The 14320-nt window shown below is 51.2% G+C and carries 12 protein-coding genes; 11 read left to right on the top strand and 1 reads right to left on the bottom strand.

Annotated elements, in window-relative coordinates:
- Positions 1–17 precede the first annotated feature (17 nt).
- The 11 genes from DXC57_RS01525 to DXC57_RS01475 all read left to right on the top strand — a co-directional run bounded on the left by DXC57_RS01525 (position 18) and on the right by DXC57_RS01475 (position 13960).
- Positions 18–3026: an efflux RND transporter permease subunit gene (locus DXC57_RS01525; RefSeq protein WP_118650859.1), complete on the top strand. Its 3009-nt coding sequence runs from the start codon at positions 18–20 to the stop codon at positions 3024–3026.
- 86 nt (positions 3027–3112) lie between these two features.
- A complete protein-coding gene (locus DXC57_RS01520) occupies positions 3113–4303 on the top strand; it encodes a TolC family protein (protein WP_118472664.1) in 1191 nt (396 codons plus the stop codon).
- Positions 4304–4317: 14 nt separating this feature from the next.
- On the top strand, positions 4318–5694 hold the full coding sequence (locus DXC57_RS01515) for a TolC family protein (RefSeq protein ID WP_118472663.1): 1377 nt from the start codon (positions 4318–4320) through the stop codon (positions 5692–5694).
- Positions 5695–5959: 265 nt separating this feature from the next.
- A complete protein-coding gene (gene cobT, locus DXC57_RS01510) occupies positions 5960–7102 on the top strand; it encodes a nicotinate-nucleotide--dimethylbenzimidazole phosphoribosyltransferase (RefSeq protein ID WP_118472662.1) in 1143 nt (380 codons plus the stop codon).
- Between the two features lie 87 nt (positions 7103–7189).
- Entirely contained in the window at positions 7190–7831 is a 642-nt protein-coding gene (locus DXC57_RS01505) for a bifunctional adenosylcobinamide kinase/adenosylcobinamide-phosphate guanylyltransferase (protein WP_118472661.1), read from the top strand.
- Positions 7832–7902: 71 nt separating this feature from the next.
- Positions 7903–8688: an adenosylcobinamide-GDP ribazoletransferase gene (locus DXC57_RS01500; protein ID WP_118472660.1), complete on the top strand. Its 786-nt coding sequence runs from the start codon at positions 7903–7905 to the stop codon at positions 8686–8688.
- Positions 8689–8703: 15 nt separating this feature from the next.
- The gene (locus DXC57_RS01495; protein WP_118472659.1) at positions 8704–9162 is read left to right on the top strand and encodes a bifunctional adenosylcobinamide kinase/adenosylcobinamide-phosphate guanylyltransferase; all 459 of its coding nucleotides are present in this window, start codon (positions 8704–8706) and stop codon (positions 9160–9162) included.
- A gap of 23 nt (positions 9163–9185) precedes the next feature.
- Positions 9186–10202 carry an adenosylcobinamide-phosphate synthase CbiB gene (gene cbiB / locus DXC57_RS01490; protein ID WP_243101259.1) on the top strand — a complete coding sequence of 339 codons (1017 nt, stop codon included), beginning with the start codon at positions 9186–9188 and terminating at the stop codon, positions 10200–10202.
- Positions 10203–10358: 156 nt separating this feature from the next.
- Positions 10359–11546 carry an aminotransferase class I/II-fold pyridoxal phosphate-dependent enzyme gene (locus DXC57_RS01485; protein ID WP_118650857.1) on the top strand — a complete coding sequence of 396 codons (1188 nt, stop codon included), beginning with the start codon at positions 10359–10361 and terminating at the stop codon, positions 11544–11546.
- Positions 11547–11694: 148 nt separating this feature from the next.
- Complete coding sequence (locus tag DXC57_RS01480; protein ID WP_118650855.1) at positions 11695–13308, top strand: cobyric acid synthase; 1614 nt, start codon at positions 11695–11697, stop codon at positions 13306–13308.
- A gap of 16 nt (positions 13309–13324) precedes the next feature.
- Positions 13325–13960, top strand: a complete 636-nt coding sequence (locus tag DXC57_RS01475) for a precorrin-8X methylmutase (RefSeq protein ID WP_118651314.1) — start codon at positions 13325–13327, stop codon at positions 13958–13960.
- 82 nt (positions 13961–14042) lie between these two features.
- Here the strand turns inward: DXC57_RS01475 and DXC57_RS01470 are convergent, their stop codons facing one another.
- On the bottom strand, positions 14043–14294 hold the full coding sequence (locus tag DXC57_RS01470; RefSeq protein ID WP_022359551.1) for a hypothetical protein: 252 nt from the start codon (positions 14292–14294) through the stop codon (positions 14043–14045).
- Between the last annotated feature and the right edge of the window lie 26 nt (positions 14295–14320).

The following is a 14320-nucleotide window of genomic DNA, read 5'->3' as shown; positions in this document are numbered from 1 at the left end:
CAGGAGGAATGTAAGACATGGGAGTAACGAAATATATCCTGAAACATCCGGTTACTACTGTCATGGCTCTGTTGTGTTTGGTTGTATTCGGTATTTCATCGGTCTTTTCGGCAAAGCTGGAGCAGATGCCGGATATGGAGACGCCGATGCTGATTATCATGGCAAATTATTCAGGCGCAGGACCGGAGGATATCAGCGAGCTGGTAACCGAACCGATCGAGGATGCGATCGGCACGCTAGAGGGCGTGGACACGATTTCCTCCACATCGAGCGATGGACGTTCGATGGTCATGCTTCAGTACGATTACGGCACCGATATGGATGAGGCGTATGACAACTTAAAGCAGAAACTGGACAATATCCAGCGGGAGCTGCCGGATGATGTGGAACCGAGCGTTATGTCGATGAACTCCAATCAAGGAGACAGCATGATGCTTTCGATTGCACATAAAACGCAGACAAACCTCTACGATTATGTGGATCAGAAGATAGTACCTGAATTAGAGCGAATTTCTTCAATTGCAAACATTGAGACGCGAGGCGGTTCTTCTAAGTATGTCAGCATTGAATTACAGTCTGAAAAAATGGATCAGTACAATCTGACCATGCAGGATGTTGCGAGTGCGATCAGCGATGCAAACGTGGCATCCCCGTCGGGTGAGGCAGATGCCGGAAACCTGGAGCTTTCCGTTACTACCTCCTTAAAAACAGAACAGGTAAATGAGCTGCAGGATATTCCAATCAAGACGCCGGCAGGACAGATTATTTCTCTGTCGGATGTGGCAAATGTGTATGAGGCAACGAAAGACCGGGGCGGCATTTCCCGTTACAACGGTCAGGAGACGATCTCCATTTCGATTCAGAAGCAGCAGGACAGCACAGATATGGAAGTGTCCTCGGCTGTCAAAGAGAAAGTTGAAGAATTGATGGCAGATGATTCGGATCTGACGATCACGGTTGCAAATGATACATCTGACACGATTCTTGATTCCTTAAAAGACGTAGCAGAGACAATGGTTCTGGCGGTTATCATCTCCATGCTCATCATTTTCCTGTTCTTTGGCGATTATAAGGCGTCCTTGATCGTCGGAAGTTCCATTCCGACTTCGATTTTGATGTCCTTGATTGCGATCACGATGGCAGGATTTTCGTTGAACGTTATCACGATGAGTGCGCTGGTACTCGGCGTCGGCATGATGGTCGATAACTCGATCGTTGTACTGGAGAGCTGTTTCCGTGCAACGGCGGAGCAGGAAGACAAGGGGGCGCTTGGCTATTTTTCGGCAGCGCTTCACGGAACCGGCATTGTCATCAACTCGATCATCGGTTCGACGATCACGACCTGTGTCGTATTCCTGCCGCTGGCATTCTTAAACGGTATGACCGGACAGATGTTCAAACCGCTGGGATTCACGATCGTATTCTGTATGTCGGCGTCCCTGCTTTCTGCGATGACGGTGGTTCCGCTGTGCTATCTGTTCTACAAACCGAGCGAGGCGAAGCGCGCCCTGATGGGACGTCCGATTGAACGTTTACAGAAATGGTACCGCGGCATCATGGACCGTCTGTTAAACCACAAAGCGATGGTTATGGGATTTTCGGTTCTGGTACTTGTACTGACGGTAATTCTGGCGAGCGGAATGCAGACGGAGCTGATGACATCGGATGATACCGGTACGGTCAGTGTCAGCATTGAGACGCGTCCGGGTCTGAAACAGGAAAAGATCGAGGAGGCGCTGGCAGAAGCGGAGGCGATTGTTTCCGCGAGCGACCAGGTTGATTCGTACATGCTGCGTTACAACGGAGACAGCGGTGAGATCAGTGCCTATCTGAAAGATGACCGTACCATGAAAACAGACGATGTAGCCGATCAGTGGCAGAAAGAGATGGATAACATTGCAAACTGTACGATCGACGTATCGGCATCGACTTCCATGAGCTTCATGGGAAGACAGCGCGGCTATGAAGTGATTCTTCACGGCACGCAGTATGATGAATTAAAAGAAGTTAGTGATAAGATTGTCAAGGAAATGACAGCAAGAACGGATGTCATCAACATCCATTCCAGTATTGAGAATAATGCACCGATCATTACCCTGAAGATTGATCCAGTCATGGCAAAGGCGTATGGACTCACGGCTTCCAGTATCGGAACGACGATCAACCAGATGTTGAGTGGTATCGACGCGACGACACTTAAAATTGACGGCGAGGACATTACGGTAACGGTTGAGTATCCGGAGGGCGAGTACGAGACAGTTGATAACATAAAAGATATTATTTTGACGGGAACAAACGGACAGAAGGTGGCACTGACCGATGTGGCAAATGTCGTATTTGAGGATAGCCCGGCTTCGATTTCCAGAACCGACGGTGCATATGAGATCACAATCTCTGCCGATTACACCGGTGATAATGTACAGCAGCAAATCAATAGTGAGGTAATTACTCCGAACTTAAGCGGCACAATCAGCATTGGGCAGAACAGCCGTGACCGTATGATGAAGAGTGAGTTCAGCTCCCTGTACCGCGCGATTGCGATTGCAGTCTTCCTGGTATTCGTTGTCATGGCGGCACAGTTTGAGTCTGTGAAGTTTTCCATCATGGTTATGACGACCATCCCGTTCAGTTTGGTTGGTTCCTTCGGATTACTGAAGCTGACCGGCGTCAGCATCAGTATGACGTCCCTGCTTGGCTTCCTGATTCTGGTCGGAACTGTTGTAAATAACGGTATTCTCTACGTGGATACGGTCAACCAGTATCGCTCCACGATGGATCTGCGGACAGCGCTCATCGAGGCAGGTGCGACCCGTATCCGACCGATTCTGATGACAAGTATGACAACCATCCTCGCGATGATCCCGATGGCACTGGCAATCGGAAGCAGCGGTTCCACGACACAGGGTCTGGCGATCGTAGATATCGGCGGCCTGACCGCAGGTGTGATTGTCGCGCTCTTCATGGTTCCAGTATATTACGCACTGCTGAGCCGGAAACCGAAGGAAGAGATACCGGATGTGGATTAGATATAGGTTAATTGAAAAAATATTGTAGGAAATAAAATATTTGCTGCGGAAATTAAAATCAGATAGATCGGAATGGAGTGACATACATGAATCAAAATAGAAGATTCTGCCTGACCCGTCGGATTGCCTCTGGCGTGGCAGCCTGCTCACTGGGAGTATTCCTGGCGACAGGTGCGCCGGTCCAGGTATTGGCAGCCAGCCCGCAATTTGCATATTCCACAGAAAAATGGGCTTCGCTGCAGGATGATAAGCTCGAATTTGACGAGATTGCTGATCGGATCCATGAGTACAACAGCACAGTGGAGAAGAACCGGATCGAGTACAAGGATTATCAGGGCAAAGACAGCAATGAGATCGCGCAGGAATATTATGACGCGGCAGATGAGATCGAGAGCAGTATCGAGTACCCGGATTCAGATGATGCGAATTATGGTTCCGCACTGGCAGCAGCACAGAGAAGCGAGACTTCCGCGACCCAGATGCGCGAGCAGGGCGATAATAACGTCGATGATGCGAATGTTAAGGCGTGGGGGTATACGCAGACCGAGAAATCGTTGGTACAGCAGGCGCAGAACCTGATGATCCAGTACTGGAATGCCCAGGAAAACTTAAAGAGTGTGCAGAACCAGGTGTCCAAGGCAGAAAAAGACTATGAGACGGCAAACTTAAAGCTTTTATCCGGAAGCGCGACCCAGACGGATGTGCTGGATGCCAAGGAGACTCTTTTAAAGGCGCAGGCGTCCATCACGACGGCGGAGAGCAATATTGCATCGACGAAGGAATCCCTGTGCCAGATGCTTGGATGGAAATATGGCGCATCAGTAGAAATCGGTGCATTACCGGACCCGCAGGAACAGATGAGTGCATCGGTCAACCTCGAAGAGGACATTGCGAAAGCACAGGAAAATAATTATCAGTTAAAGATTCTGGCACGTCAGGTCAACAATGCGATGACAAGCACCCTTAAAGAGCAGTACCAGACAACTCTGACCAGCGGAAAGGAGGCAGTCAAGTCGAATGTCCAGTCGGCTTATCAGAATCTGAAGCTTTCTGAGGCACAGTATGAACAGGCAAAACGCAGCCTTGAATTAGAAGAAAAGACGAAACAGACCAACGACCGCAAGCTGGCAGCCGGACTTATCAGCCAGAACGCATACCAGAGCGCAACCTATTCCTATGAATCGGCATCCGTGGCAAAAGAGACGGCAGCGATGTCGCTTCTCCAGGCGCAGCTCGCCTACCAGTGGGCGGTGGGCGGTCTGGCGTCCACGCAGTAGAAAGGGGTGGGCGGATGATGCGAAATCTGAAAGGAAAATGGATGAACGCGGAAGCTGGGACAGAGCAAAAGATGCGCAAGGGGCAAGAAAGAGACCGAAGCGGTGCAAGTGCTTTGGATGTGCATCTGGACGGTTATAATGTGAAACGAATCGGAAAAAGCAGATTGACTCGTTCGATCGGAATTGCCCTGGCGGCTTGTATTCTTGTATCGAGCCCGGCGCAGGCGGCGAAAACGCCTTTGATTTCCGGCACTGAAAGTGATTCAGACAGCGAGGCAGATGGTCCGGCGCTGGAAGATGGCACCATAACCGAAAACAGCGCAGACAACACGATCGCCAGCCAGTCCGGCTCCTATACGGAGGAACAGCTCGCGGATTCTGTGATAGAGTACGGGGAACTGGAGGCGCTGGTGCGGCGCGGCAATGGAACGGCTGTCAGCGCCGATTACAGTTATCAGGACAGCCTTGCCGTCTACCAGGAAGCCTACGATGCGATGATTTCCGGTGCCCGGGATATGAACTATAAAGCAGATGAGCTCGAAGATGCGGGCGGAGATGAGGCACTGATCGGCACCTATGAGCGAAATGCACAAACGCTGTCGATGGCAGCGAAGCAGTATAAAAAGTCCCTCACTTCCTTAAATTCGGCGTCAAGCCGTGCGTCCAGAAACCGGACGGTCTGGCAGGTCGTAAAGACCGCACAGATCCAGTGGGGCACCTGCCGGCAGCTTCAGGACGAGGTGGAGGCGGCTGCCAAGACGGCAGAGAACTATCAGGCGCAGGTGGATCGCAAAGAGCGGGAACTGGCAGCGGGGCTTTGCACGGAGACGGATCTGCTGCAGGCTCAGAAAAACCTGCTAAGCGCCCAGACAGCATTACAATCTACGACCGATCAGGCAAATAAGGCGCTGCGCCAGCTTGCTATTTTACTTGGAAAGAGCGGAACTTCTATTACGCTGGGGGAAATTCCAGCCGTATCGGCAACGGAACTGGCTTCTATGAATCTGGATGCGGACCGCGCGGCAGCTGTCGTTGCAAGTTCCAGTGTCAAATCAGCCAGACGATCCTCCGCAACCGGAGATGCGGCGCGCAAGCTGCGCCACCAGCAGATCGAGGAAGCCGAGAGCGCCGCAAGCGCCTCAGCGGATGAGCAGTACGCTGAGATAGCGGCATTAAGCCTAGAACGTGACGCGGCGCAGGCAGCCTACCAGTCTGCCGAAAAAACATACGGCGCCACCCAGATTAAGTATCAGTCCGGTGCGATTAATAAAGCAACGTATTTACAGGGTGAGGCGTCTTATCTGCAGAAAAAAGCAGAACTAGAGACTGCCGAGATTTCCCTGCGGACGGCGTATGATGCGTATGAGTGGATGTTGAAAGGGGTTGCGTGAGGATTAAGTGATTGCGTTTCCTAAGATTGTATGTTTTGTATGGATATGTGAAATGGAATTTTATAAGATGGGTTTGAAAAAGGATGTGCCAAGGCACATTCTTTTTCATGCTTTCGGTGTGAGAACAAATTTGTATTTGCGTATTGTTCCGGTCAATGGTACAATCATAGGCGGAATTTTGAACCGGTAAACGATAGACTGAAAGGGTACGCCCGTTCACGGACCCATGGAAAAGGTCGGAAACGAAAACGGGAGGAACATATAGATGCAGCAGGAGAATATGAAGACATTGGAATCTCTGGAAGATTTTCGGCATTTTTCGGAAAAAGAGCTGGAAATACGGTTTGACCAGCTTAAGAAACAGATTGTACCAGCGGACAAGACAATCCGGGAGCAGGCAGAAAAGCATTGGGGGCATGTGGCAAAACCGCTTGGCAGTCTGGGAGTCCTGGAGGAAGATATTGTGCGGGCGGCGGCAGCGCAGGGGGAGGAAGTGCCAGACTTCTCCAGGCGTGCGCTTTTAATTTTTTGCGCAGATAATGGGGTAGTCAAAGAAGGAGTATCACAGACCGGGCAGGAGGTTACGGCGGCAGTTGTTTCGAATATGACACGCGGGAGGAGCTGTTCCTGCCTGATGGCAGAAAAGGCAGAGGCAGATGTGTTTCCGATCGATATGGGAATTGCCTGTGAGGTAGAACATCGGGGAGAACTTTATCCCCTAACGGAACGGAAAATCCGCCGTGGAACTTCCAATTTTACAAAAGCAGCAGCGATGACGCGCCAGGAGGTGTTGACAGCCATTTTGACGGGAATTGATGCGGTGCGTGTGCTGAAGGAGCAGGGGTACCGCTTGTCTGCAGTGGGTGAAATGGGGATCGGCAATACGACGACCAGCAGTGCGGTCGCATCGGTTCTGCTGCAAAAGGATCCAGAACTTGTCACTGGAGCTGGGGCGGGTTTAGATTCGGCTGGATTGAAACGGAAAACGGAGGCAATCCGGCGTGGAATCGGACTGCATCACCCGGATCCCATGGATGGCATGGAGGTATTGCAAAAGGTAGGCGGATTCGATCTGGCGGCGATGGCAGGTGCTTTTTTGGGCGGTGCCATCTATCATGTTCCGGTTGTGATTGACGGGGTTATCGCGGCAGCTGCGGCGGCAGCTGCTGGAAGAATTGCACCGGCAGCGACGGACTATATGCTGGCAGCCCATGTATCGGCGGAACCGGCGTCTATCTGGCTGCTTGATTTGATAGGAGTAACTCCGGCTATCCAGGCGGGACTTCGACTCGGAGAAGGTACAGGGGCGCTGGCGCTGTTTCCACTGCTGGATATGGCGCTGTCCATTTACCGGGATATGGATACGTTTGCGGAGATGGAAATAGAGGAATATAAGCCGCTGGTGTGATGAGATATACGGATTAAAACATTTTTTGCGTATGTTTTTAAAGCATGGAAACTGCTGCAATTCAGTGAAAAAGAGGATAAATGAACGATGTTATATATAGTTACAGGCGGCAGTGGCAGCGGCAAGTCCGAATATGCCGAACAGACTGCCGTGCAGTGCCGGAACAGGAACGGTGGGACACTCTGGTATCTGGCGACGATGCGGATTTGGGATGATGAAGGCAGAAAACGGGTGGAGCGCCATCGGCGGATGCGCGCGGCAAAAGGGTTTGAGACGATTGAGCGGTATACGGGGTTAGAAACATTAGAATTAGAGGAGAGATTCGAAGAGTCCAATTCGGCTGGTTTGGACGCTGAACAGGAAAACGATAGTTTGAAGCGCTGGGAGTCCTGCCGAGTGGCACAAAAACCAGTGCTTCTCCTTGAATGTATGTCCAACCTTGTCCTCAATGAATTTTATGCTCAGGAAAATGGTGCGCAAGAGCGGATTCTGCAAGGAATAAAACGCTTGCAAAACCAGTGCCATGACCTTATCATTGTAACGAATGAGATCTTTTCGGACGGTGTGACGTATGATCTGGAATCGGAGCGGTACATAGAGCTTCTGGGACGGATCAACCGGGAACTGGGACAGATGGCGGATTCGGTGACGGAAGTGGTGTATGGAATTCCGATTGCGGTGTCAACACCTGTTTTTGCAGCCGATGAAAGGACAAAAGATGTAGGGTAGTCAGTGAGTGGAACAGAGCGGAATGCCTGCTAAAGTTATAGTTGCCAGAATAGAGTCAGGGGGATCGAAGATTGAATCTGATAGGAAGTTTTGTCATTGCATTTTCTATGTATTCACGCATTCCGATGCCGCGCATGGACTGGACGGAAGAGCGGATGCGCTATGCGCTTTGTTTTTTTCCGCTGATCGGGGCGGTGATCGGGGCGGTAGAGATAGCCACGTTTGCGCTCTGTGAAATTTTGGGTGCTGGAGTTCTGTTCCGGACCTGCCTGTTGACGGCGGTTCCACTATTGATTACTGGTGGAATCCATATGGACGGGTATCTCGATGTGACGGATGCGCGCCATTCCTACGGCGAGCGGGAAAAAAAGCTGGCGATTTTAAAAGATCCCCATACGGGGGCGTTTGCGATCATCGGTCTGGGGCTGTACCTGCTTCTCTATGCGGGGGCAGTTTCTGAGCTTGTGGGAGCAGATGTGTGGCTGCTGCCGGGGGCGCTTATGCTGGAACGCGCCTGCAGCGGCTATTCGGTGGTGGCATTTCCAAAGGCGAAAAAGGACGGGCTTGCCGCTGAATTTTCCAGAAGTGCCGAGACAAAGGTTGTTCGCGTGAGTATGGCAGTTTTAGCAGTGTTGGCGATCAGCTGGATGATTTACTGGGGACATCTGCGCGGCGCTCTGGCAGCGTTGACGGCTCTTGCAACCTTTGTTTGCTATTATCGTTTTTCCATGCGGGAATTTGGCGGCATCAACGGCGATCTGGCAGGGCATTTTCTGCAGAGCTGCGAGCGGAATGTGCTGCTGGTGCTGGCGGCGATGCGGCTGGCAGGTACGTGCCTGCGATTTTTGAATTTTTAAGCGAGGAAAAGCAGAATGATTTTTATAATTGGCGGCAGGGAACAAGGAAAGACAGCGTATGCGATGAAATTGTGGGAAAAACGTACTTTGGAACGGAGGAAAACAAAAGACTTATCCACCGTTCTGAATCGATCGAAAAATCCAGAAGCGTGTAGAGTTACGGCACGCATCGCGGACGGGAGATTAGAAACGGACGAACAGACGATCATGCAGGCGGATCTGATCACGCATTTTGAACTGTTTGTGAGGCGTGAGATGGAAGCCGGGCGCGATCCATACGTGTTTGCAGAACGCCTGATGCAGGAAAATCCGGATGCATTCGTGACGGCGGATGAAATCGGCTGCGGCATTGTGCCGATGGAAGCATTTGAGCGCGATTATCGGGAGACAGACGGGCGCATTTGCCAGCGGATCGCCGCATATTCGGAGGAAGTGCACCGGGTTATCTGCGGTCTGGGAATGCGGATCAAATAAAAGAATAGTTGGGAGTAGACAAAATGACAGCAATCAGTAAAGTATTGACAGGAATGATAGAAGGCAGAATGGTCGGATATCACTTAGCTGCGATTCTGGCAGGTTATCTTCTGGATCTGTGCCTGGGTGATCCGCATTCGATGCCACATCCAGTCCGGGCGATCGGAAATCTGATTGTGTGGCTGGAAAAATATTTGCGTCCAGCTGGAAAAAAGCATGCAACGGAACGGGGGGAACGCCGCGCGGGCGTTCTTTTTGTGTGTCTGGTGCTGCTTGTGACAGGCAGTGTGGCAGGCGCAATCCTCTGGATTTCCCGTCTGGGCGGCATCTGGATTCAGACAGTAGTCGAGGCGGTCATGACTTACTATCTGCTGGCGGCGCGCTCCCTGCGGGATGAGAGCATGGCGGTCTGCCGGAAGCTGGAGGCGGGAGAGATCGAGGGAGCCCGCTATGCAGTGTCGATGATTGTCGGGCGCGATACGAAACCTCTTTCAGAGGCGGGGATCGCACGGGCGGCAGTTGAGACGGTAGCGGAAAATGCATCGGATGGAGTGATTGCGCCTTTGTTTTATCTGGCGATCGGAGGTCCGTTTCTTGGCTGGCTGTACAAGGCAGTCAACACGATGGATTCGATGGTCGGATATAAAAATGACAGGTATCTGCATTTTGGACGCGCGGCAGCAAAACTGGACGATCTGGTAAACCTGATTCCGTCGCGTCTGGCAGCGCTTTTATTGATAGTATCTGCATACCTTTTACGATATGACGGAAAGAATGCTTACCGTATCTGGCGGCGTGATCGCCGGAACCACAAAAGCCCCAATTCCGCGCAGACCGAGTCGGCATGCGCCGGCGCGCTGGGCTTGCGACTGGCGGGCGATGCCTGGTATTTCGGCAAGTTAGTTCCGAAGCCATATATCGGTGATGAGATACACCCGATTGAACCGCAGGACATCCGCCGTGTCAACCGCCTGATGTATGGAGCGGCGGGAATCATGGGACTTCTGGCACTGGTGATGCGGGCCGTGATTTTGTTTTGATAAGGGAATTTTAACAAAGAAGAATATAAAAAAAGCAAAAAATCCAAATAATGAAGCAATCAAACAGATAAAAATATCAAAAACAGAACGAACGAAGGAAAGAGTAACCAGATAAAGAATACACAAAAAAGAGGGAACAACAGGGAGGAAGCATCTATGCCATACACGCACGGCGGCGATATTTACGGTGATGCAGCCGTAGAGTTAGATTTTTCAGTCAATACAAATCGTCTTGGAATGCCGCAGGCTGTCCGTGATGCTGTGATAGCATCGGCGGCTGCTTGGGAACAATATCCGGATGCTTTATGCCGGAAGCTGCGGCGTGCAGCGGCTGCTTTTTATGAGGCAGACGGCACGCCGATTCCGGAGGACTGGCTCGTGTTTGGAAACGGTGCTTCGGATATTTTATATGCAGTTGTCTCAGCGATTCGGCCCAAACAGGCGATTTTGCTGGCACCGGGATTTTCGGAGTATGAGCAGGCGCTTCGGATGTGCGGCTGCGAGATCCGGTGGCTTCATTTAAAGGAAGAAAATGGATTTTCTCTGGAGAGTACGAGGGAAGAATTGTATGCCATGCTTTGCGATGGCTCAGGGGATGCATCGAAGATAGATTCGGTCCCAACTTTATCCTCTAAACATGAAAACGTCTGGGAAAAAATATTGATTCTCGGAAATCCCAATAACCCGACAGGGCGCGCTATTTCAGCCACCGAGCTGGAAAAGTTGGCACAGGTCTGCCGGGAAACACATACCTGGCTTATGCTGGACGAGTGTTTTCAGTGGTTTTTGGATACACGGAGAGAATGTTCGTTTGTTGGAAATTTGTTAAATGGTGTTGGAGATCACGTTATTCTCTTAAATGCCTTGACCAAAATCTGCTCAATGGCAGGCCTTCGCCTGGGCTATGGCCTCATCCCCAATGCCGGATTCCGGGAACGCCTCGAGAAGTTCCGCCAGCCGTGGAGTGTCTCGGCTCCGGCACAGGCGGGCGGGGTGGCGGCATTTGCGGTACTGGCGGATCATTCAGAAGGAAATCTGCTGGAATGGACGGTTAAATCTTTGCAGACGGAACGTCCGCGGCTGGCGGAAAAACTGGAAGAACTGGGATTTATCGTTTATCCGTCCCAGACAAATTATCTGTTGTTCCGTTCGCCGGATGAGGATTCGCGCGATTACAAACAGGGATGTTTAGAGCATGGCATTTTGATTCGCGCCTGTGAGAATTTTGAAGGGCTGAACCGTCATTATTACCGGGTGGCGGTGCGGAACCGGGGAGAAAATGAAAGGTTGATAAATATTTTGAAAGAGGTACAATCTGAAGAAAAACACAATGTGAATTTGTAATATAAAACGAAACCATAAAATAATCTCTGTCATTTGAAAGGACAAATGGCAGAAAAATAGTTTCGGTTAAGCACAAAATAGCTTCGAATTAAATAGCTCTGAGCAACCATTATTTGGTAAGACACTCAAAAATAAGGAGGATTTCACCGTGGCAAAAGCAATCATGATACAGGGAACGATGTCCAATGCGGGAAAAAGCCTGCTGGCGGCGGGACTCTGCCGGATTTTCAAGCAGGACGGCTATCGCGTGGCGCCGTTTAAATCGCAGAATATGGCGCTGAACTCCTATATTACCAGCGAGGGATTGGAAATGGGACGCGCACAGGTAGTGCAGGCGCAGGCGGCGGGCTGTGAGCCATCGGTGGACATGAATCCGATTCTCTTAAAGCCATCCAGCGATGTCGGTTCTCAGGTGATCGTGCGCGGTGTCCCGATCGGCACAATGCCCGCGAAGGAATATTTCAAGTATAAAAAGCAGCTAATCCCGGAAATCAAGAATGCGTTTCAGCACTTGTCCGAACAGTACGATATCATCGTGATCGAGGGCGCCGGCAGCCCGGCGGAGATCAACTTAAAATCGGATGATATCGTGAACATGGGAATGGCGCGCATGGCGGGTGCGCCAGTGCTGCTTGCCGGGGACATCGACCGGGGCGGCGTGTTTGCACAGCTCTATGGAACGGTAGCGCTTCTGGAACCGGATGAACAGGCGATGGTAAAGGGGCTTATCATCAACAAATTCCGCGGCGATAAGACGATCCTGGATCCAGGTGTTGAGATGATCGAGAAATTATGCAAGATTCCGGTGGTCGGCGTCGTTCCGTACATGGACGTGGATATCGAGGACGAGGATAGTTTAAGCAGTCGTCTTTCATCCACAGGGCGGAATAATACCCTTAAACAGGAAAACGAGTCATCTGAAAAACATGTAGAGGCATGGATCGACATTGCAGCCATCCGCTTTCCGCGTTTATCCAATTTCACTGACCTGAACGTCTTTGACCCGATCCCCGGCGTTTCAGTGCGTTATGTGAGCCGTCTGTCTGAGCTGGGACGACCGGATCTGATTGTTCTTCCGGGAACGAAGAATACGATCGAGGATCTGCTCTGGATGCGGCAGAATGGTCTGGAAGCGGCAGTTTTAAAGAAAGCAGCCGGAGGAACGCCGATCTGGGGCATCTGCGGCGGCTATCAGATGATGGGACAGACGCTGTCAGATCAGGAAGGAACCGAGGCGGGTGTGCCTGGGCGTACGATCTCCGGTATGGGACTTCTGCCGTTACAGACACAGTTTCAGGAAGAAAAGACCAGGACGCAGGTCAAGGGATGTTTCGGGACGGTCAGCGGTATCTTTTCCGGGCTTTCGGGGATGGAGGCGGAAGGATATGAAATACATATGGGAGAGACATCATCGGTCGGCGGTGATATTGTTAAGAACGTGATCAAGGAGCAGGAAAAAGCCGTAAATCATAGTTTATTGAAACTCAGGGAAGAACAGGCGGGAAACCACACTGAAAAACAGGATGGCTGCTGCCGGGACAACCTTTACGGCACTTACGTCCACGGCATTTTTGACAAGGCAGAGGTGGCGGAGACGATTGTCTGTGCGCTGATGAAAGAAAAAGGAATGGAGCCGGAAGTCGGCGGATTATCGTTTGATTATGAGAAATACCGGGAAGAGCAGTACAACCGGCTGGCAGACACGATGCGGAAGTACTTGGATATGGAAGCAATTTACCGGATTCTGGAAGAGGGAGTGTAGATAGATGGATGAGAAAATGAAAGAACTCAGTCAGGTATTGCCGTCGGAGATCGAGGCGAGAAGTTTTGAGATTATCACCGAGGAGCTGGGGGAGCGGACATTTCCGGAGAAAGAAGCACCAATTGTGAAACGCGTGATTCACACGACAGCCGACTTTGAGTACGCAGATTCGCTTGTATTTTCACCGGGCGCAGTCGATAAGGCGTTGGAAGCTCTGAAAAATGGGGCGTGCATCGTGACTGATACGAATATGGGAAAATCCGGCATTAACAAGCGCGCGCTTGCGTCGCTGGGCGGTGAGGTCTACTGTTTTATGGCGGACGAGGATGTCGCGAAGAAAGCGGCAGCGTCCGGGACCACCCGTGCGGTTGCCAGCATGGACAAGGCGGCAGAAATGGGAAAAGACTGTATTTTTGCAGTTGGGAATGCACCGACCGCGCTGGTGCGTCTGTACGAGTTGATTCAGGAGGAAAAAATCCACCCGAAGCTCATCATCGGCGTGCCGGTCGGCTTTGTCAATGTCGTGCCGTCCAAGGAATTGATTATATCCCTGCCGGACACTCCTTATATTGTGGCAAGAGGCAGAAAAGGCGGCAGCAATGTAGCCGCCGCGATCTGCAATGCATTGATTTATCAGTTGACGCGCAAATAAGATGTGATGGTGTTAAATCTGCGGTATTAAAATGTACATGGATGCATTCTCAAAAGATATGCTGGATATGGGCGGATGTTTATCAGCAGCCAAAGCCACCGCCGCCACAGCAGCAGCACAGAAGCAGGATCCAGATCAGGCAGTCGCAGTTGTTGCCGCCGCATCCGTGATCAAAGCATCCGCCGCCACATCCGCCGCAGCACAGCAGAATCAGAATCAGGAAGAGACAGTTGTTGTTGCCGAAACCGCCGCATCCACAGCCACAATTACAGCCGCAGCTTCCTCCGTTGTTATCACATCCGCAACCGCAGTTGGTAGCCGCTAAATCACTCATGGTTATGTCCTCCGAGATTTTCTATA

The sequence above is a fragment of the Clostridium sp. TF06-15AC genome, from assembly GCF_003481165.1.
Classification (GTDB): domain Bacteria; phylum Bacillota; class Clostridia; order Lachnospirales; family Lachnospiraceae; genus Otoolea; species Otoolea fessa.
Note: the sequence above shows the minus strand (reverse complement) of the source record. Positions and strands in the feature narration are given on the sequence as shown.